The 21,122-nt window shown below is 40.0% G+C and carries 16 protein-coding genes; all 16 read left to right on the top strand.

The window, feature by feature from the left end; all coding sequences use genetic code 11:
* The first annotated feature begins 133 nt into the window (after positions 1-133).
* The 16 genes from C9J48_RS17725 to C9J48_RS17800 all read left to right on the top strand — a co-directional run bounded on the left by C9J48_RS17725 (position 134) and on the right by C9J48_RS17800 (position 21,068).
* Positions 134-577: an acyltransferase family protein gene (locus tag C9J48_RS17725; RefSeq protein WP_146151660.1), complete on the top strand. Its 444-nt coding sequence runs from the start codon at positions 134-136 to the stop codon at positions 575-577.
* 16 nt (positions 578-593) lie between these two features.
* A complete protein-coding gene (locus C9J48_RS17730) occupies positions 594-1,754 on the top strand; it encodes a hypothetical protein (protein ID WP_006232913.1) in 1,161 nt (386 codons plus the stop codon).
* A 75-nt stretch (positions 1,755-1,829) separates the two neighbouring features.
* A complete protein-coding gene (locus C9J48_RS17735) occupies positions 1,830-2,939 on the top strand; it encodes a glycosyltransferase (protein ID WP_006232914.1) in 1,110 nt (369 codons plus the stop codon).
* Entirely contained in the window at positions 2,932-3,942 is a 1,011-nt protein-coding gene (locus C9J48_RS17740) for an ATP-grasp domain-containing protein (RefSeq protein ID WP_006232915.1), read from the top strand. The genes C9J48_RS17735 and C9J48_RS17740 overlap by 8 nt, the downstream gene beginning before the upstream one ends.
* A 3-nt stretch (positions 3,943-3,945) precedes the next feature.
* Entirely contained in the window at positions 3,946-5,043 is a 1,098-nt protein-coding gene (locus C9J48_RS17745) for a CapA family protein (RefSeq protein ID WP_006232916.1), read from the top strand.
* A gap of 2 nt (positions 5,044-5,045) precedes the next feature.
* The gene (locus C9J48_RS17750) at positions 5,046-5,873 is read left to right on the top strand and encodes a glycosyltransferase (protein ID WP_006232917.1); all 828 of its coding nucleotides are present in this window, start codon (positions 5,046-5,048) and stop codon (positions 5,871-5,873) included.
* 4 nt (positions 5,874-5,877) lie between these two features.
* Positions 5,878-6,882 carry an NAD-dependent epimerase gene (locus C9J48_RS17755; protein WP_006232918.1) on the top strand — a complete coding sequence of 335 codons (1,005 nt, stop codon included), beginning with the start codon at positions 5,878-5,880 and terminating at the stop codon, positions 6,880-6,882.
* An 18-nt stretch (positions 6,883-6,900) separates the two neighbouring features.
* Positions 6,901-8,067 (top strand): nucleotide sugar dehydrogenase, encoded by a 1,167-nt coding sequence (locus tag C9J48_RS17760; protein ID WP_006232919.1) that lies wholly within the window; start codon positions 6,901-6,903, stop codon positions 8,065-8,067.
* A gap of 270 nt (positions 8,068-8,337) precedes the next feature.
* Positions 8,338-9,258: a UTP--glucose-1-phosphate uridylyltransferase GalU gene (galU, locus tag C9J48_RS17765; protein ID WP_006232920.1), complete on the top strand. Its 921-nt coding sequence runs from the start codon at positions 8,338-8,340 to the stop codon at positions 9,256-9,258.
* 91 nt (positions 9,259-9,349) lie between these two features.
* On the top strand, positions 9,350-10,450 hold the full coding sequence (gene wecA / locus C9J48_RS17770; RefSeq protein WP_006232923.1) for a UDP-N-acetylglucosamine--undecaprenyl-phosphate N-acetylglucosaminephosphotransferase: 1,101 nt from the start codon (positions 9,350-9,352) through the stop codon (positions 10,448-10,450).
* Positions 10,451-10,554: 104 nt separating this feature from the next.
* Positions 10,555-11,913, top strand: a complete 1,359-nt coding sequence (gene glmU, locus C9J48_RS17775) for a bifunctional UDP-N-acetylglucosamine diphosphorylase/glucosamine-1-phosphate N-acetyltransferase GlmU (RefSeq protein ID WP_006232924.1) — start codon at positions 10,555-10,557, stop codon at positions 11,911-11,913.
* 45 nt (positions 11,914-11,958) lie between these two features.
* Positions 11,959-13,299, top strand: coding sequence for a phosphoglucosamine mutase (gene glmM / locus C9J48_RS17780; protein WP_006232925.1), 1,341 nt, complete (start codon positions 11,959-11,961; stop codon positions 13,297-13,299).
* Between the two features lie 687 nt (positions 13,300-13,986).
* Positions 13,987-14,553, top strand: coding sequence for a hypothetical protein (locus tag C9J48_RS17785; protein ID WP_006232926.1), 567 nt, complete (start codon positions 13,987-13,989; stop codon positions 14,551-14,553).
* A gap of 8 nt (positions 14,554-14,561) precedes the next feature.
* Entirely contained in the window at positions 14,562-16,871 is a 2,310-nt protein-coding gene (locus C9J48_RS17790; protein ID WP_006232927.1) for a hypothetical protein, read from the top strand.
* Complete coding sequence (locus C9J48_RS17795; RefSeq protein WP_006232928.1) at positions 16,864-19,839, top strand: tyrosine-type recombinase/integrase; 2,976 nt, start codon at positions 16,864-16,866, stop codon at positions 19,837-19,839. Before C9J48_RS17790 ends, C9J48_RS17795 begins: the two co-directional genes overlap by 8 nt.
* Complete coding sequence (locus tag C9J48_RS17800; protein ID WP_006232929.1) at positions 19,836-21,068, top strand: hypothetical protein; 1,233 nt, start codon at positions 19,836-19,838, stop codon at positions 21,066-21,068. Before C9J48_RS17795 ends, C9J48_RS17800 begins: the two co-directional genes overlap by 4 nt.
* Positions 21,069-21,122: the final 54 nt, after the last annotated feature.

The following is a 21,122-nucleotide window of genomic DNA, read 5'->3' on the forward strand; positions in this document are numbered from 1 at the left end:
AAAGTACTGATCTCTTGTCTTTAATTTCTTATGATTTCTTTGCTGTATTTTTATTTTATCCTACTGTATCCAGCATTGATTACTTCGGTCGAAGATACGTGAGAAGAGTCATATGTGTATAAGAGACTGCTATTTGTATAGGAATTTTTTATTTTTTGGATTGCCATTTTTTATTTTAGGTAATGTGTTAGCTGAATATGAGGTTTTTTTTCGTAAAATAAAACCATTAGTTTTACCAATGCTAATTGTAAGTTTTATAATAATGCTTATTGAAACTTATTTTAACTATAAACTTTATGGGGATGTAGTTGGTGTTGATATCTTATTGTCATTACTAATATTATGTCCTTTTATTTTCCTGTTTGTATTGATGGGGAATAGCATAAACACTGAAGTTTTTTTAAATTTAGCTCAATTATCATCTGCAATTTATTTTATACATCAGTTTGTTTTGATTGTGGTGCGAAAAACATTCATCTTTGATGAATCAATGATTTCATTAATCGCCATTTTCATATCAGCAGTAGTTGGTGTTATAATTGTGAAAGTTAATAAGATTGTGAAAATATTAATCTAAATGCAACGGGGCTAAAATGCTATTGCTTAAATCACCAAAGTTTGTATTGGAGCTTTTGATTCTATTTTTTTTTACATTAATAAATTACGGAAAGGAAACTCCATTAATATCGTTACTTCTGTGTATTTTCTACATGTTAATTTACAGGAAGAGTTACAGTGTTAATTTTAAAGTGATTGTTTTTTTATCATTTCTATCGCTTGTTACTTTGTTTTACACTGCTTTGAGTTTGTTTTTTCCTGATTATTTCTTAATTATGGATTTTGATAAGGGGCTTTTACTTAATAAGTATTTAGGACGTGTTGTCTTAATTGTTAGTATTTTAATGATATTTGTAGTGTTTGATAAAAATAGACTAATTCAAGCTATTAAGGCTTTGTTGATTTTTCATGTTACTATATTTTACATACAAGTGTTAGCGTTCTATATTTTTAATATTCAAATTGACATAGTTGGTTTTTTTACTGGTGAGTCACAACGAAGTCTTTTTTTAGGTTATTATAGAGCAACTGGTATTTTTACCGAACCGTCTAATTATGGGCTGGTTGTTTTGTCCTTATTGTCAGCCCTTTTTATTATTGGTTATAATCAGACTAAATTTTATGCATTCGTCCTATTTTCGGTTTTTCTTACATTTTCTACAGCGTCACTAATCAGTGCTTTGTTTTTTTTATTCGGCTATTTAGTCAAGGTTAACGTATTTAAAAAGCCAAAGTTATTAATTATCATGTTTATGCTTTTAGCTCCTATTATAGTAGCATCGTTTAATTTTCAGCAGGAAAGATATTCTTCAGTAGATAATGTATCTGAAGCGGGCTCGTTCATGATTAGGCAGTCTATTGTAAATATGATTTTAACCAGAAGTATTGATGATCCTCGTTTTTATTTCGGGGAAGGGATGTATTCGTATGACTTAAATAAACTTATAAACCTTTCAAAATTTAAAGATGTAACTGCTGCAATAGATGATGCCGGTTTGTTTATTTCATTTATTTTAAGGTTTGGTTTGTTAGGCGTGGCGTTTGTATTAGGTATCTATTTTATCTTGCTTAAAAATATCTCTAGCCGTATTGTTTACACATCTTTAATTTTTACTAAAATGAGTATATTTAGTGGTATTTTCTTTATTCCGTTAATATCATGTTTGTTTTTCTATAAAGAGAATGGGGATGATTGAATATATCATTTTTATTCTTTTTAGGTTAGTGAGTTTAAATCTAATTGTCAATTATAAACATTATAAAGTGTATGTATGAAAATAATATATTTAATCAATTCTTTCGGTACTGGTGGTGCTGAAAAACAAGTTTTTTCCCTTTGCAATGAAATGCATAAAGGTAATCAAGTCCTATTAATAAGGCTCAAAGATGATCCTTCTGATTTAGTTCAATGCCTTGATAGGATAGATGTTAAAACGATAAGTCTTAATATGAACACAATTAAAGGGCTATTGTTATTCTTTTTTTCTTTAGCTAAAGAAATTAAAGCTTTCTCTCCGGATGTAATTCATGCTCATTTACCACACTCAATCATTGTTGCTAGATTGTATAAGTTAATATTTAATTCATCTGTTAGATTGATAAGTACTGCTCACACATCAAATATTGGTTCTAAACATTTTAAAATGTTATATAAAATGACAGAACGATATTCTGATTTAAATACAAATGTTAGTAAGTTAGCATTAAATCGATATGTTGATAGTGGTATTTTTAATGGAAATAAAAGTTTTTCTGTTCCAAATGGTTTCCATATTCCTGATGTTGATAAATATGATAGGAGGGAATTAAGAAAAGAGATTGTTGAACGGTATGCCTTTAATGATAATGACTTTATATGTTTAGCAATTAGTCGGTTAGCTAAAGTTAAAAATCATGAATTTATGATTAAATCTATCAAAAAAGCTTTAAATGATAATAAGACAATAAGGTTGTTGATATTAGGTGATGGACCAGAATTGAAGAATATTAAAAAGATGATTTCAGAGTTAGATGTTGGGAATAATGTCAAGCTTGTTGGTAATGTGACTGATATATATAGATATTCATTGGCTTGTGATTTGTATTTAATGTCTTCAACCTATGAGGGAATGCCTCTTACTATATGCGAGGCTATGCTCTCGAATTTACCTATACTAACAACACAATTTGATGGGTATGAAGAGTTTATTTGTGATTTTTATCCTTCTGTTGCTCAAGGGGATCTAGAGAAATATTCAAAATTTATTAATGAGTTTTCTCTTGGGATGTATAGAGATAATATAAATATAGCTAAAGAAAATGTACAGAATAAGTATGATATTAGGTCAATATCTAAATATTGGTTAACAAAATTTTATCAGAAGGAATGTAGTAATGAATAAAGTAGTATTTGTAACCAATTATAATAATATAATACCGCAGAAGCTTCATGAAACTATTGGTATTGACCCTTCTGTTATGGTTAATTTTTTTTCTAATGATATTTCTAGTGAAGTATTATCATTTGATGACATTGCAAATAAAGTAATAAATAATTCAATTGATATTGATGGTGTTTATTTTTTCTTTTGCTCATCTCAAATTGAGCAGTATAAATTGGCTGTTATTGATGTTGCTTTTGAAATAAATGCCCGTGGTGGAATATTATTACCAAGTATTGAACATTATCTTTCTCATGAGAATAAGTATTATCAAGAACTTTATAAATCTAGAGTTGGAATTTCAACTCCAAAGTCAAAAATACTATCTCATTATAATAGTGAAAAATTAAAGTCAAATCTACCTGTTGTTGTAAAACCTTATGCTGGTTTTGGTAGTAAAGGAGTTACTTTGGCTAAAACGTCAGGTGACTTGAAAAAATCGATACGAACTAATATGGGGTACTATATATTCCATAATAAAAGTATCATTGAAATAGCAAGAAGCTTTATAAAGCAATATATTAAGCACCCACAATCTTACCCTTTAAAGTTTGGTCGTGTTGTTCTTCAGGAATTCATTCCTGATTTAAAATTTGATTGGAAAGTTCTTGTTTTTGATAATAAGGTTTTTGTTTTAAAACGCTTTACTAGAGATGATGATTTCAGAGCATCTGGAAGTGGGAAGTTTGATTATCACTGTGTTGCAGATGATAAACTCATAAAGTTTGCAGTTGAAACTCGAAAGAAGTTAAATACCCCGTTTGTTTCCTTGGATATATCAGAATCTAGTTTAGGATACTCAATAATTGAATATCAATCTGTTCATTTTGGTCTGGCTACAGCTATTAATGCACAATATGAATATGTCTATAGCCATGAATCAATAATAAAAAGAGATAAAAGTTTTGATAATGTTGAGATGTTGTTTGCTCAATCAATATCTTCATTTATTAGAGGTCGATAGGCTATGAAAGTATTATTTATAGGTGATATCTGTACTGATTCATATTCAATTGATGATATTGACAAATTTAAAAAAACCAAATTGTATTTTTTTTTGAAAAATTATGATGGTTATATTGTGGCAAATTTGGAAGCACCTCTTCTTAATAACAAGATTTTTGATAACAAAAATAAATTTTCACTTGTTAATCTCAAAGAGCTTTCTAGTTTATATGATTTCTGTGATTTCTTTAATCTTGCAAATAACCATATCCTTGATCAAGGTGAACAAGGATTAAAAGAATCGATAGAAGAGATAGATAGGTTGTCTTCCAACTTTTTTGGAGCTGGCAATAATATAAATGAAGCTAGAAAGCCAGCTATTCTTGATCTGGGAGGGAAAAAAGTAGGTTTACTCAGTTATTGTTGTTATTCTTCTAACTCAGAATCATATGCAAATATTAATACCAGTGGACCTTCCCCATTAATATTCGAAAATATAAAGGAAGATGTAATTAACTTAAAAAAACATGTTGACTATATTTATATATTACCACACTGGGGAGTTGAAAATGAATTTTTCCCTACGTATGATCAGGCATCCTTGGCAAGGAAAATAATTGATTTAGGTGTGAATGGAATTATAGGCGGTCATACGCATACAATTCAATGTTTTGAGAGATACTCTAATCAGTCTATATATTATTCGTTAGGTAACTTTTTATTTAATGATTTTATAATTAGTGATGTGGATAAATATTATCAAGGTGCCTTTAATAAAGAGGGTTTACTAGTGGAAATTGATTTTAGTGATATTTCTCCTAAGTATAATGAATATTATGTTTCGTTATCAAAAAAAATGATTCCTGAGTTTAAATCTGTAGATAATTTAATAACTCCTGTAGGTTTGAATAATTTAAAGCTAGCTGATTCTCTAAAGGGGTTTAGCCACAAACCTTTGCTGGATAATTTAAATTTATTATTAAAATACAATGGAAAATCAATGCAAGTAATTAATGATAGCCCATTTGTTGGTTCTTCATTTAAACCAAGACTGGAATCTTATAAATCTAAGATTAAACGTGTTACAATGTTCACATTAAAACGATTGTTTTTAAAATAATTATGAATATATCTAATAAAATCGCAGTTGCTATGTCTATATATAAATCAGACAGTGTGAACTTTGTCGAAGCTTCAATCGATAGCATACTTCATCAGTCATATTCTTCTTTTGATTTATTTATTGAGGTTGACGGTGAGGTTTCAAATGAACTAAAGAAGTTATTAATCAGATATAGTTGTTTTAGTAATGTTTTTATTAACTTTAATGTAACTAACTTAGGGTTAGCCTATCGATTAAATGAGATAATAGAAAAAGTAATCCTAAAAAATTGTTATACTTTTCTTGCTCGTATGGATGCTGATGATATTTCAGTGACGAAACGTTTTGAAAAACAAGTGCAATTTTTGTTAGATAATCCAGATATTTCTGTTGTTGGCTCTGATGTTGTTGAAATAACAAATGATGGAGTTGAGATTTTCTACAAAAAAATGGCATCGAAGCATGAAGATCTTAGTCGGAATATAATAAGAAAATGTCCCTTTAATCACCCTACAGTTATGTTTAATTTGCGAGTGTTTAATGAAGATGGGTATAGATATAAATCTGAATTAAAAAACACTCAGGATTTCTATCTTTGGGTTGATTTACTATCTGGTGGTAAGCGTTTTGCTAATATAAACGAACCCTTATTAAAATTTCGTATTGACGCTGATTTCCACCATAGACGAGGTTTTAATAAGGCCGTTAATGATTTTAATTCGCGCTTGTATGCTTTTAAAAAGCTAAATGTTTTAACAGTTAGAAATATCTTTCATACAGGCTTATTATTTATATTAAGGATCTCTCCTGCATTCATCAAATCTCTAGCTTATAAATATATGAGGTGACATTGTGAAATATTTAGTAACTGGTGCATCTGGTTTTATTGGAAGTCGCGTTATTGAGATGCTGATTCATAGAAAACATTCCGTTGTCGGCATTGATAATAACAATGATTACTACGATACTTGTTTGAAGTTTGCACGACTAGAACGAATAAAAAATGATAACTTTGAATTTGTAAAAATAGACTTTTCAAATAAAACTCCTTTAGACGCTTTGTTTGAAGAACATGAATTTGACCGTGTGATTCACTTAGGGGCCCAAGCTGGCGTGCGTTACTCTATCGAAAATCCAATGGCTTACGCAGACTCAAATCTTATTGGTCATTTGAATATACTTGAAGCATGTCGTAATCATAAAATTGAACACCTTGTGTATGCATCATCAAGCTCTGTCTATGGTCTTAACGATAAAACACCTTTTGAGACATCGGACTCTGTTGATCATCCTGTATCTTTATATGCAGCGACGAAAAAGTCCAATGAGTTAATGAGTCATTCGTATTCACATCTTTATGGTATCCCAACGACTGGTCTTCGTTTTTTCACGGTTTATGGCCCTTGGGGCCGCCCTGATATGGCACCTTTTATCTTTACTAAAAAGATTCTAGACGGTGAAGCAATTGATATTAATAACAGTGGTAATATGTGGCGCGATTTCACCTACATCGATGATATTGTCGAAGGTGTAGTACGTATTGCTGATGTTATTCCTATGCGCAATGATGAATGGAAGGTTGAAACAGGTACACCGGCATCAAGCTCTGCGCCTTATGCTGTATACAATATTGGCCATGGTAGTCCGATCAACCTTATGGAGTTTATTTCTGAGATTGAAAATGCGCTCGGTATTGAAGCGAAGAAAAACTATCGCGGAATGCAAGCTGGCGATGTTTATAAAACCTATGCTGATACTTCTGATTTGTTTAAAGCTACGGGTTACACACCCAAAGTGGGTGTGAAAGAAGGCGTTGCGGCGTTCGTGAAATGGTATAAAGAATTTTATGACAAATAAAAACTAGGCTAGGTTTAAATGAAAATTGCTATTGCGGGAACAGGCTATGTGGGTCTGTCTAATGCTATGCTGCTTGCGCAACATAATGATGTTATTGCTGTTGATATTATCGAAGATAAAGTTAACATGCTTAACGATCGTACTTCTCCGATTGTTGATGTCGAAATTACCGAGTTTCTAAATAATGATGCGCTTTCTTTTATCGCAACGTTAAATAAAGAACTTGCGTACAAAGACGCTGAATATGTGATCATCGCGACGCCAACCGATTATGATGTTGAAACCAACTACTTCAACACCTCATCAGTAGAAGCCGTCATTAAAGATGTGATGGCAATTAATCCTACAGCGGTGATGGTGATCAAATCCACGGTACCTGTGGGTTATACCGCGCGTATTAAAGAAGAGTTGTGTTGTGACAACCTGATGTTCTCCCCCGAGTTCTTACGTGAAGGGCGTGCATTGTATGATAACTTGCACCCGTCTCGTATTGTCGTTGGTGAACGCTCAGAGCGCGCCGAAGTCTTTGCAAATTTGTTAGTGCAAGGTGCGATTAAACAAGACATTGATGTGTTGTTTACCGATTCAACGGAAGCAGAAGCGGTTAAGCTGTTCTCGAACACGTATTTGGCATTGCGGGTCTCGTACTTTAATGAGTTAGATACATACGCAGAAAGCCATGGTTTAAATTCCCGTCAAATCATTGAGGGGGTGTGTTTAGATCCACGTATTGGTAGTCACTACAATAACCCATCCTTTGGTTACGGTGGTTACTGCTTACCAAAAGATACCAAGCAGCTGCGTGCTAATTTCGCGGATGTACCTAATAATATTATTGGGGCGATTGTCGATTCAAATACCACGCGTAAAGATTTTATTGCCGATTCGATTATTAAACGCAACCCACGACGTGTCGGTATTTACCGCCTGGTCATGAAGTCAGGCTCCGACAATTTCCGTGCCTCAAGTATTCAAGGCATCATGAAGCGCCTTAAAGCGAAGGGCATTGAAGTCGTGATCTTTGAGCCGGTAATGAACGAAAAAGAATTCTTCCGTTCGTTAGTACTAACCGATTTAGAGCAGTTTAAATCATCGTGTGATGTGATTGTCTCGAATCGCATGGCCGAAGAGTTGGCAGATGTGGTCGACAAAGTCTACACCCGCGATTTATTTGGTAACGACTAAAACACTGCGTGCCGCCGCCAATAGTTGAATCTATTGGTATCGATACTATTAAGTAGCTAGCCCCTTGTTATATTTCCCCCTAATAACAAGAGGGCTTTCTAGTGAGTCATTCTTGAGACACTTTCATTGTCTTAAAAAACAATATTCTTTATAATCTCGACAGGTAAGTGAATGCTTGCCGGTAGTCATATCTCACATTAAAACAGTATGCTGATAAGCACCTTATTAATAGAGTGCAGCAGAGCTGTTATCCCTCAAAAGGATTTATACATGCACCACATCACCAAAGCCGTTATTCCTGTGGCAGGACTCGGCACACGTATGCTACCTGCAACTAAAGCTATCCCCAAAGAAATGCTGCCCATCGTTGATAAGCCGTTAATTCAATATATTGTCAATGAATGTGTGGCGGCAGGCATTAAAGAAATCGTGTTAGTGACGCACTCATCGAAAAATGCCATCGAGAACCACTTTGATACGTCGTATGAGTTGGAAGCCACGCTTGAAAAACGCGTCAAACGTCAATTGCTTGACGCCGTCCAATCGATTTGCCCGAAAGATGTAACCATCATGCATGTGCGCCAAGGTCATGCAAAAGGGTTAGGCCATGCGGTCTTGTGTGCAAAACCGTTAATTGGGGATGCGCCGTTCGTGGTGGTATTACCGGATGTGATCTTAGATGAATATACCGCGGATCAATCACGTGAAAACTTAGCGGCGATGTTAGCACGCTATGAAAGCACCCAAGCCAGTCAAATTATGGTGGAGCCAGTACCGATGCACGACGTGTCGAAGTACGGTGTGGTCAATTGTAATGGTGCTGCTCTAAAAGGTGGCGAGTCTCATCCAATGACGGCGATGGTTGAAAAGCCGGCGATGGAAGAAGCACCGTCGAATTTAGCTGTGGTAGGACGTTACGTCTTATCGGCCAAAATTTGGGATAAGCTGGCGATGACGCCTCCTGGCGCCGGTGATGAAATTCAGCTGACTGACGCGATTGATATGCTAATGGCCGATGAAACGGTGGAAGCGTTTCACATGACGGGTAAATCTCACGATTGTGGGGATAAATTAGGTTACCTGAAAGCCTTCGTTGAATACGGGGTGCGCCATGAGTCATTAGGTGATGACTTTAAACAGTACCTACAAACGTTAATGAAAGAAGATGACACCTTAAAACTGGTCAGCTAACAACCATTGTTGAATTAATAATGCGTTTCTAGTGTCTAGTTTCGCGTTATCACAACCTTTACCCATCTCCCTTTTTAGTAAGTTCACTATTATGATTAATGCATTTATCTTTGTTTTTATAACATCGTTTTGCAGTTTGTTTGTATTTCGAAAAGTCGCCAAGGTTGTAGGGTTAGTGGATAAACCCAATGCCCGTAAGCATCACCAAGGCGTGGTGCCGTTAGTCGGTGGGGTGTCTATCTTCTTTACGCTCGCCATTACTTTTTTGCTCTTTACGGAAATTGATTCTGGCCTCGTGCTGTTTTTGATCTGTGCCACGATTTTAGTCGTGATGGGCGTGATTGATGACCGTTATGACATCAGTTTTAAAATCCGTTTGGTGATCCAAGCGGGGGTCTCGCTCGCCATGATACTCATTGGTGATAAGAGCTTACACAGCCTGGGTTACCTCATGGGCAGTGAAGCGATTGAACTATCACCCATTGCCAGTGCATTTATTACTATTTTTGCTGTTATTGGAGCCATCAATGCGTTCAACATGGTAGATGGTATCGATGGTTTACTGGGGGGATTAGCGTCAGTGACGTTTGGTGCCCTAGGTTATTTATTCCTTATCGACGGTAATACCGAATTGGCCTTGGTCTGTGGTTTATTGGTGACCGCGATGATCCCGTATATTTTATTGAACCTTGGTTTTCCATTGGGTCGCCGCTTTAAAGTCTTCATGGGCGATGCGGGCAGTATCTTTATTGGCTTTACCGTTATTTGGTTGCTAATTGAAGCTACTCAAGGGGTGAATTCGACGCCGATCCGTCCTGTGACGGCATTGTGGGTTATCGCCCTACCGTTGATGGATATGGCTACCATCATGGTACGTCGTATTCGTAAAGGACAATCACCGTTTAAGCCGGATCGTGAGCACCTGCACCATATTTGTCAGCGTATTGGTCTGTCATCACATATGTCATTGTTTGTGATTTGCCTGTGTGCGTCAATCATGGCCGGTGTGGGGATTTGGTCTGATATTACTCAAATTAATGAAACCGTGATGTTTGGTAGTTTCTTAACGGTATTTGCGGTGTATTTTTGGACGATCAGCCACATTTGGAAAGTCACCACTTGGGTACACAAACTATTCGGTAAAACAGGGCCTATCCAGCTTAACCTTGATGAGAGTGAAGCGAGCAAATAATCACAGAGTGTGAAATGGGTAATGAAAGAGCGATAAACCGTATAGGGTTATCGCTCTTTTTGTTTTATAGCGTTTTATAGTTGAAAGCGAATGAAGGATTAAATATGAGCTTTAGCGCGGTTATTCTTGCGGCTGGCAAAGGCACGCGGATGTATTCAGACTTGCCAAAGGTTTTGCATACTTTGGCGGGTAAGCCTATGGTCACGCATGTGATGCAAACCTGCCGAGAATTACAGGCCAATCAATTGCATTTGGTTTACGGTCATGGTGGTGAACAGATGGAGGCTACTTTATCTGATCAACCTGCAAATTGGGTGCTACAAGCGGAACAGCTCGGAACTGGGCATGCGGTTGATCAAGCGTCCCCGTATTTAGCCGATGATGAAAAAGTCCTGATCTTGTACGGTGATGTACCGCTTATTAGCTGTGAGACGTTACAAAACTTGTTGGATGCACAACCAACAGGTGGAATTGCGTTATTAACCGTGGTGCTTAATGATCCGCAAGGTTATGGACGCATTATTCGCCGTAATGGCCCTGTAGTTGCGATCGTTGAACAAAAAGATGCAACAGAAGAGCAAAAATTAATTAATGAAGTGAATACCGGTGTACTGGTTGCCAATGGTGGTGACTTAAAGCGTTGGTTATCACAATTGAGCAATGATAATGCCCAAGGCGAGTATTACCTGACGGATATTATAGCCATTGCTCATGATGAAGGTCGTGCGATTGATGCGGTTCATCCTGTTAACCCAATTGAAGTCGAAGGAGTAAACAATCGCGTTCAGTTAGCGAGATTAGAACGCGCCTACCAAAGTATTCAAGCAGAGCGTTTATTGGCTACAGGTGTGATGTTACGCGATCCTGCCCGCTTTGATTTACGCGGTGAATTGATCTGCGGCACTGATGTTGAGATTGATATCAACGTGGTCATTGATGGTGCGGTTACCCTCGGTCATAACGTACACATTGGTGCAGGCTCTATACTGAGCAACTGTACTATTGCTGACAATACGATAGTGCGTCCATACAGTGTGATTGATAGTGCGACGGTGGGGCAATCTTGTACTGTCGGACCTTTTAGCCGCCTACGACCTGGCACGAAGTTGATGGATAATGCGCATGTGGGTAATTTTGTGGAGACCAAAAATACGCAGCTAGGCAGTGGCTCTAAAGCGAACCATTTAACGTATTTGGGTGATAGTCATATCGGTGAGCGTGTCAACATCGGTGCTGGGACGATCACCTGTAATTATGATGGCGTGAATAAATTCAAAACCACGATTGGCAATGATGTCTTTGTTGGTTCTGATTCTCAATTGATTGCACCTGTTACCATCGCAAGCGGTGCGACTATTGGTGCGGGCGCCACGATCAGTAAAAATGTCGGTGAAAATGAATTGGTGATCACCCGTATTCCTGCTCGAACGATTCAAAATTGGCAAAGACCGATTAAGAAATAACGTTAGATGGCAATTAACATTCCACATGAAGAATAGATAATTATTATGACTAGAAAATATTTTGGCACTGATGGTGTTCGCGGAAAAGTGGGTGACTACCCAATCACACCTGATTTTGCATTAAAGCTTGGCTGGGCTGCTGGGCGTGTTCTATCTCGATTAGGCACAAAGAAAGTTATCATCGGTAAAGATACCCGCATTTCAGGCTACATGCTGGAATCAGCATTAGAAGCTGGTTTAGCCGCCGCTGGGATTAATGCGGTGTTAACGGGACCATTACCCACGCCTGCAGTGGCGTATTTAACCAAAACATTCCGTGCGGAAGCGGGCATTGTGATCAGTGCATCACATAACCCGTATTATGATAATGGCATTAAATTCTTTTCTGCGTTGGGCGAAAAGTTACCGGATGAGATTGAGTTAGCGATTGAAGCGGAACTTGATAAGCCAATGACGTGTGTGAGCTCTGATCTGTTAGGTAAAGCCATGCGAATGGATGATGCCGCAGGTCGTTACATTGAATTCTGTAAAGGGACATTCCCCTCAGAGCTTTCGTTAGCTGGATTAAAACTGGTTGTCGATTGTGCGCATGGCGCGGCATACCATATTGCACCAGCTGTCTTTAGTGAGCTAGGCGCTGATATTCACGTTATTGGTAATCAGCCGAACGGCTTGAATATCAATGACAACTGTGGGGCGACATCGTTGGGCTTATTACAGGCAACGGTCGTTGAAAAGGGTGCAGACCTAGGCATTGCAGTCGATGGTGATAGCGATCGCATTATGATGGTGGATAGCCAGGGCAATGTGATTGATGGCGATCAGCTGTTATTTGTATTGGCAAAACAAGCGTTGATCAAAGGTGAGCTTAAAGGCGGCGTGGTAGGCACCTTGATGTCGAACATGGGCTTAGAAGTGGCGTTATCGAAACTGGGTATTCCTTTTGTTCGCGCGAATGTCGGCGATCGGTATGTCATGGAACAACTGCTGGAAAGACAGTGGTGGTTTGGTGGTGAGAATTCCGGTCATGTAATTTGTCGTCAGCAAGTGACAACGGGGGATGCCATTGTGGCGGCACTACAAGTGTTAGCAGTGATCATGAGCAGCGGCAAAACGCTGGATACCTTGGTCGCTGAAATGCCAATGATGCCGCAGGTATTGGTGAATGTTCGATTCAGTGGTGATACTGATCCATTAAGCTCTGAAGCGGTACAAACTGCGTTGCGTGAAGCAGAAACAGCGTTGGAAGTGGGGACTGAGACACCTACAGGTCGCATTTTGTTACGCAAATCAGGAACCGAACCCTTAATTCGCGTAATGGTTGAAGCGGAATCTGATGCGCAAAAATGGGCGCAACATATTGCTGATCAAGTTAGTGCTGCCTAAATAGCATTGAATCATTAAAAAGCGGTGTCTTCGAGAGAAGGCGCCGCTTTTTTCGTTTCAGAGGGAGAAATTTCTGATGTCTAATAAGAATGGCTTAACTGCTGGATAAGCACTCGTCATTATACTTGCCTTAGAATTGTTAGGTATCATAACTGTAGGCTAGCGCGCTTAGCGTACGAGTGGCATGTTGATGACTGATATTTCTGCTGCTTCATAATGTTTAAACAGTGTTGATAAGAGCATTGTTTCTACAACGTCATTTATTCATATTAAAGATGGTAGGAAATTGATTCAATGATGAACAAACAAGATAGTAAACTTATTCGAGATAAAATTAAAAGTCAGTCACAGCGTCATATCTCACTCGTACGTGTTAAGTTTTTGAAGTCATTATCAACGAAATCTTGTTAATACGCGTGATGATTGAAGTAGAACCTGATACTCAAATGGACGCATTATATTGCTAACCAAATAAATACAATTTAAATAACATCGAATTATTGAAAAGCGGTGTCTTCTTTGAAGGCGCCGCTTTTTTGCTTTAAGGGGGACTTGCTTTTACTTTTATTCATTAACGCGTAGAAATCGATATTTTTCTCACAATAATCACAATTTTCCATATCGGCATTGCAACGTGTTGACTATTGTCCTATCTGTTAATATATGGGGCCTTTGTAAGAGGTAGTTATGGGAAAACTGGTAATCAAAACATTATCTGTGAGTAAGCTCGAATTATTACCGTCGTCACTGCGTGATGAGGTCCATGTTGACCGTCTAATGTCCGCTTTTCGTGTATCTCCCACATTGTTTTTTGAGCGTTTGCTTGATGCTATTACTCCCGTCCCTGTGATGACATTTAATCGGCACTATTACCCCGTGCGTTATCTTGCCGAATTAGCAGTTCTGACCCAATATCACCCCGATGAACAGCTATCTGTGGTGGTAAAGGGAAAGGCACAAAGCTTACAACAAATCCAACAACATAGTGCATCAACTCAATGGATTGATTTGCTTCATAGTCATCGCAGTATGGACTTAGGCAGGCTTGATAGCGAGTGGGAGCAGGCGTTTGATTACCAGCCCATCTTGAGTAAAACAGAATTATCTCTTCTACTGAACTGTGATCGTTCCTCACTTTACAAACATCCTCAGAAGCTAAGACCGCGCTGTCAGCCGAGTCGTGATGAAATGTGGCCTGAACCTCCATCGAAAGTGGATTTTTCAACCTCGACCAATAATATTCCTGATAAATAGGGGGGAATATGTACCCGAGTCAGCACGATGCTACTGAATGTCGCGAGCAGCCCCATGACGGGATTTATATTGATGTTCCAGAGGGTACCTTACTGTGGTCGCTGTTTCGAATTCCCCCCGATTGCCCATATATCTCCCACGCGATTTCACTATATCAACACTTCCATCATTATTGCTGCGTCTTTGAGCCGGAGGTCAATGTTTACTATCAACGCCAACGAGAACAGTTGGCGTTACAGCTTGAAGCTTTATTACCTGATGAGCTTGATGAGTGTTCCTCACTCCCCCAAGATCGTCGCCAACTTCATGCTTATCTAACACATTACCCACTTTTCTGTAGTCTGCTGTTGATTGGCAATGAAGACGAAATGATGCAGGTGTTCTGGTTATGTTTGCTAGTCAGAATTTTTCGTGCGCTAGGTCCTGATGTATATGAAGCCTATTTATTGTTTGATAAGTTGCGAGCAGCATATCCTGCAGATGTCCCCTTCATTGATGTAGGCGTGCTGACTCATGGTAGCCAACATGGATTGATACAAGCATTAAATACGCATTCTTTTCTTGCTCCTCTAACACCGTATGTGAAAAATCGAATAAAACGTACACGTCAATTCCCGTATCAGGGAGTCAATATTCATACTGCTACCGTAGTGGATAATGAGGATCTGACCGTAACGCTGAATACTGCCTGTGACAAAGAAGGGAATGAGGGAGAAAGTTGGATAACATTGACGGCTAATCAGGTGTTGAATGATAAGGCCGCCAAACGGAAATTTTCGAATCAAGGAAGAGGCATCGTGCGTGCTATTGGGCGAGCGAATAAAGCGTTACCTGCCAGTCAAACTGTTTTGACCCCTAGCGAGTGCCGCGTTTTTCTTACCTTGACATGTCCCCCCTTGTTGGAAGGGAAGTGGCTGTCAATAACCAAAGCAGAACGTAAATATTGGCTGCTGTTTTGGCTTAATCTATTGGGGCATTCTAGTTGTGATACCCCGCTACATAATCGTCGTAGCACTACGGGTAATGAGCCGTCGCCGCCTTATTTTAGCTATGAATTTGACACCCGTGAAGGCTGTAATGTGGTCTTGCAATTACCTGCGGATCTCGTCAAGGGAAAACAACCAGAGGTAGGGGATAAACGGTATTATACTCATCAACCAAGCTTTTCTTTGTCCCTACCTTGGCCATTGCAGAGTTTGTTTAATCTGGTTTTACGTGATGTACCGAGCCATCAACGTCACGGTACCTCTTTAACGAAGACGTTGTCTATTTCATCCGAGCAATACCGTAAGTGGCTGAGCATGCATATTCGGGCAGTAAAGCCGCTGGTGCCTTTTCATCTCACGATATCGGCTTTACACCGGACGTTTCTGCATTTTTCTCATGGGCAGGTACCTGATTCCACGCTAGGTCAGTTGATCAGTCAAGGTTGCATGCAGTCGTATTATATCAACCAAGAAGCGACTGCCTCTAATCAACAAATTCGCCGGTATTGGCAAGTATTCTTGGATGAGATAGGTGCGACGAAAGCGTTTGATTCAAGCCGTGAAACTCATACGAGTGAGAGGCTGGGAATGGGGAGTTTTCATGATCAGGTCGGTTCGGCGTTGACGTTACGCGAAGAGCTTCTTCCTCTCATATTGTCTGCTATCTTAATGCCGCTGCAACACCGCCCTTCGTCTTATTTACAGTTACCTTCTAATCACCGGCAGATGTGGAGTGAACGTTTAACGCTTTATCTTCATCTACGCGCGGCGATGACACTCGCATTAAGACCAGTAGAACACCCGTACCCGACGTTGGATCATATTGCGTTCCAGACCGGATTGCTCACGGTGCAAGATAAACGAAGTCATCATCATGATGAACGACGGGTATTAGTGGCGGATCCCAAATTATTGCAGCTACTGAGTCAATATCAGTGTTGGCAGCAGCGATTGCTTCCGCTTAGTCAATCTCGAGCACTGGTTGGTTTAAATGTATTTGATGGTGAGCAATGGCAACCCCTTGATCAAAATATCGTTAAACGCTTACTTAATACATATGTTGGAGAGTTGGATCTAGGCGGTTTACGCCATATAAGTGCATCTTTGTGGCTTAAAGCAAATCAATCTCATTTTGCGCAAACGGATTTAAATGTCTTGATGAACCACTTTCAGCGCGGACAAAGTCCGATAGGGCTGTTCTCATTGCTTTCTCTTAACCAATTAGCCTACCACCAACAGCTGCGATTAAAACGGGTGGTCGCGAGATTTGAAGAATATGATGAGCAAGCTGAAGCGGCTCTAGATTGGCTGTTAGGGGGGAGAGATGCGTGATTGGTTGGCGTATTTTGAGGAGCGTTTAGCCCGTGAGCCACGGCTGGTACGTGAAGCGCTCCCTGCTGCCTTGACCTGGCTTACCCAGAATGCCTCGAAAACTCTCGGTGAAGTGCCACTGCCAGATAATGCACTTGTAAAAGTGGCGGGCGATTTCTATCGCACGGCAGCGACCAGTGACGCGTTAACGGCTTATCACCAAGTACTGCTGTTGCTGTGGGAGCAACAAGTCTTGACGAATCCATTACTGCGTCAGCCTGCGGTTTGGCGTCCTCTCCCTTTGGATACGCCGACAGTGGCCCAATATCACCTGCCTGTAGGGTGTGTTGAACGTTTGACCGCAGACTTGTTACGCTCACCCATTGAAGGAAAAGAGCAAGATACGGATGAAGCAGCTTGTGGGCGGTGGTTGTTATTGGTGGCTTGGGAAAGTGGGATAGAGTCGCTAGGTACCCTCAAGGCAATGTGCCAAGCACCATTATCACAATGGATCGGGCTACAATCACCTGCGGCGTTAACCCTTTATTTGCCCGATGAAGTGACACGTATTTGGTTGGGACCGATCGGCAGTGCTTTACTGAGTTATTTATCCCCACAGCCTATTTGGACGACACTCAAACGTGATCCCCAACGCTGTATCAAGGCTTGGCTTAAGCGTGTTATTCAACGTACTGTCGAATCGTGGGAGCGAAAGCTGCTGGGTCGTATTCGGGTGAGTGAGCTAGTGAGGGATATTGGTTTGCTAACCCGCAGTATTGGGTTACGTGGAGTATGGGCGAGCTATACCCCCTTGCTAGACCCTATCATGGTCCGTGCCTTTACTGGGCATTGTTTACCGGTGTCAGCCATTAAAGGGCATACTTTATCTGTTACGCCATTACCAGCTATTGAGGGATCCTATTCTTTCCAACAAGAGGCGGCTCTCCATCATCAATTTCGTATTTGCCTTTCTGACTATCAACGACTTAACCCTAAAGATAACCGTCAAAAGCGATGTTACCGACAAACTCAACAACAACTTATTGCACTGACTCAACAGCCAATGTCTCGTGCGAGCCTATTGGTACTTCGTTGGCTGACGGCATTGTTTGCACATGGCTCGGCATGGAAATCAAAATTGGCCGCCAGTACCTTGCTGACTTACCATTCTAGCCTGAGTACTTTTATTAGAACGACTTGGGATGAGGATGCTGTTTTTGAGTTATCTTCCGAGGGTTTTACCGAATGTTGCCAGAGTGGGTTAACGCAGTTTGAACAAACAGACTCTCAGTATACGGTGCTACGATTTTTACAGTTTTGCCAACAGCATCAGGGTTTGCCTATATTAGATTTGGATGAATTGACGGTGTTGAATTCACTGGGGCGGGTACGTGCTAATTATTTACCTCCGGCTCTTTTTGATGAGGTCTGCCTGCATTTTGTGATGAACAAAGGGCGATATGAACACCAAATTGTGTTGTTTATGCAGCTCTGTTATTACGCTGGATTGCGTGAAGATGAAGCATTATCACTGAATTGCAATGAGATCTGTTTTGATGCTGGAATGCTCTATATTACGAACGCCAAACGTCGTAAGTCACCACATGCAGAGCGTAAAATCCCGTTGGCGTTATTGCCGCCCTTTGTGGTGAAGGCGTTAAGTGCTCAGTGCGACAAACAATGGGAACGACATGCCGCCATGAGTACACCATTGTTTGATGATTGGCATTATGCAAGCCTAGAGACACAGTTTATCGACTTTCTCCGTCAGGCGATGAATGATCCAACAATAGTGACGCATAGCTTGCGTCACAGCGGTGCAAATAACTGGTTGGTGATGTTAAGTATGCTGGCATTTGATTTTAAACCGCCATCTCGACCGTACTTTTTGCGTCATGCTCTGTTTGAGTCGCCTCAATTGGAGGAGATTCGAGCGATGTTAGTGTCACTTGGTTCACCTGTGTCACTGTACTTCCCCATTTTAGAGTGGATCAGTGAACGTATTGGACATGCGGGACCGGCAACAACCCTGACAGTCTATCTACATTTACTTGACTGGCTAGCACTACAGTTGACTGCAGCGTCATGTCAATTAAGTAAACGTGAGGTGCGACGTTGGCTATCGAATTCTAATTATTCTTTTACACAGCAAAAGCATGTTTTTGTCTCTCCATTGATAGGTGAAGAAGAAGTCGTAGGCTCAATGTCTAATCGCTATCTCGGTGATGACTATCGCAGAGCACCTTCACTAAATGACTGTAAAGTAGGAGAGATTGTTCCAGAAGTCTTATTGAGCATTGCGATTAAGCGACTTGTCGGCTGCCAATGCTTTTCGCAGGTGGATGCGCCTTCGGTGACGACATCAGTGGCGACTGTATTACCTTTTAGTCTCTTCGCTTTAGAAGTGCGTCATGTTTCTTTAGGGACGGCGGATTGTAATTTGTCCCCCTGCTTTTTGGCTTGGTTACAACAGTCTAATACATCATTACCTTCACTGACAGTGATTGCTCGACAGCAACCGGCTTGGTTGCGTTTGTGTCAATCTCTCGAGATCGCTTGGCCTACTCGGACGCGTGTGGCATTGAGGGGATTGTCGACCTTGCGGCATTATTGTCGTACCGAAAAATCCATTATGGCGATTAGGGTACTGAATCGCGTGTTATACGGCTACCGAGTGTTGGGGCTTCAGGGCTTGACACTTGCCATTCATGCGCAAGATACACAGAGTCCAACGGCTTCTATGTGGCATCGAACCATTACTCGACATGGTTATAAAGTGCACTGGGTGCCTAGCGAGAGTAAGCGTGTCAGTGCCACAGTTAAACCTTTCCGTTTTGCTTGGCCATTATGGAATGATATTGATGCGATTGCAGGGTTGATTATGGCTTACGAGGATTATTGTCGCACATCCTTGCTGATTTCACCTTCAATGGTCAAAGAGTTAAAGGTGAGTGAGAAAAAGGGACATGAACAAGGAGTCATTCGATGACAATAACGCTGACATTAGCTTCGGATTGGGATAAAAAGGTGCTGCATTTCTTGCATAAAGTGATCACTGATTCAGAACACCCATTTGTCATGCTAACGGTACAACCTGGCGATAAGGTGCTCTCGTTGATTAGCAGTATAGGGGCGAAGAGCAATATACAACTGCATTATGTTTGGCAATTACTGGGCCCTCCCATGCTACAAGCCTTGCACTATAAAGTAAAAGCTTCGGGTCTTAGTAATATTCTAAAAAAACTGCAGTATGGGTTGCCTGTTCAGATGACCATCGAAGATGGGAAGATTGATATTAAGTCTCTTCAACCTAAAAAACAGCCTGATTTATTCGATCATTATTTAGCGGATGATAGTAGTTCTAAATATTGGTTAGAGATTCTTTCTGACGAGTATAGCCGTGAATTTGAGATGTATCAGGTCGATAAAACCTTGTCAGTTAGGCTTGCAGCAGCAGTTTTTGGGGAGCACCTGGAACGCGTAGGGAAGTACATCAAACACAGTCCACTTAATATTGGTGATGTGCCTAATCTTCATTTGAATTTTACCCAAGAACAAGTGTCGATACAGGGGCAAGTCTCGGGAGATGCTGTGTCTATCATTCAACCTTGCCGTATTGATGCTTACTTGCTGTCGGAGCGGTTTTTCTCACCCACTATTGCATTGTCATATGAACAGGCTATGAAATTGGAGCCGCTATTGCAGCTTTGTCCAGGGAGTATCACTGTAAGTCTGCTAGAAAATGCCATGTTGATTGAACGTCCTGATTGGGCCTTATTACTTAATTTGGCGAGACCGACGATTGACGGTCAAGCATTAGAAAAGAGACTTGATGCGAGTTTTTCTGAGGTTGGGTGTGCATTGCAGGCTCCGATATTACTTAATACACTGGAGGATATTGCCATTGCCGATCGTGTAGAAAAAGAACTTGTGCATGTGGTTGCATTTAGTCATTCTCATCCTAATTTTCATAATGAATTTAGGCTTGGAATGAATCAGGATGGTGTGGGGGCGCTGTTTCCAATTAAAATGGCTCATCCTTTAACGGCAGATCTGAAGATTTGCTGCAATCTTGTGAACCTTAAGCGTGTACTAGAGAGCTTACCGAGTCAGTCCCGTTGGATATATCTTCCTGCTCAGCAAGCTCTGTTATTCTACGATGATATAAAAGCAATGCGCTTTGTGATGGCATGCCGGCAATCTTGTCTCAGTTATTGATCATAATTAATCTTTGATGATTTGTATGATGAATGATGCAGATCAATAAAATAT

This window comes from Photobacterium profundum (assembly GCF_003026285.1).
In the GTDB taxonomy this organism is placed as follows: domain Bacteria; phylum Pseudomonadota; class Gammaproteobacteria; order Enterobacterales; family Vibrionaceae; genus Photobacterium; species Photobacterium profundum.

Excerpts from the sequence above, each read along its gene's own strand:
- C9J48_RS17730 (WP_006232913.1), top strand. The coding sequence starts at position 594 with ATGCTATTGCTTAAATCACCAAAGTTTGTATTGGAGCTTTTGATTCTA.
- C9J48_RS17735 (WP_006232914.1), top strand. The coding sequence starts at position 1,830 with ATGAAAATAATATATTTAATCAATTCTTTCGGTACTGGTGGTGCTGAA.
- C9J48_RS17740 (WP_006232915.1), top strand. The coding sequence starts at position 2,932 with ATGAATAAAGTAGTATTTGTAACCAATTATAATAATATAATACCGCAG.
- C9J48_RS17745 (WP_006232916.1), top strand. The coding sequence starts at position 3,946 with ATGAAAGTATTATTTATAGGTGATATCTGTACTGATTCATATTCAATT.
- C9J48_RS17750 (WP_006232917.1), top strand. The coding sequence starts at position 5,046 with ATGAATATATCTAATAAAATCGCAGTTGCTATGTCTATATATAAATCA.
- C9J48_RS17760 (WP_006232919.1), top strand. The coding sequence starts at position 6,901 with ATGAAAATTGCTATTGCGGGAACAGGCTATGTGGGTCTGTCTAATGCT.
- galU (WP_006232920.1), top strand. The coding sequence starts at position 8,338 with ATGCACCACATCACCAAAGCCGTTATTCCTGTGGCAGGACTCGGCACA.
- wecA (WP_006232923.1), top strand. The coding sequence starts at position 9,350 with ATGATTAATGCATTTATCTTTGTTTTTATAACATCGTTTTGCAGTTTG.
- glmU (WP_006232924.1), top strand. The coding sequence starts at position 10,555 with ATGAGCTTTAGCGCGGTTATTCTTGCGGCTGGCAAAGGCACGCGGATG.
- glmM (WP_006232925.1), top strand. The coding sequence starts at position 11,959 with ATGACTAGAAAATATTTTGGCACTGATGGTGTTCGCGGAAAAGTGGGT.
- C9J48_RS17785 (WP_006232926.1), top strand. The coding sequence starts at position 13,987 with ATGGGAAAACTGGTAATCAAAACATTATCTGTGAGTAAGCTCGAATTA.
- C9J48_RS17790 (WP_006232927.1), top strand. The coding sequence starts at position 14,562 with ATGTACCCGAGTCAGCACGATGCTACTGAATGTCGCGAGCAGCCCCAT.
- C9J48_RS17795 (WP_006232928.1), top strand. The coding sequence starts at position 16,864 with ATGCGTGATTGGTTGGCGTATTTTGAGGAGCGTTTAGCCCGTGAGCCA.
- C9J48_RS17800 (WP_006232929.1), top strand. The coding sequence starts at position 19,836 with ATGACAATAACGCTGACATTAGCTTCGGATTGGGATAAAAAGGTGCTG.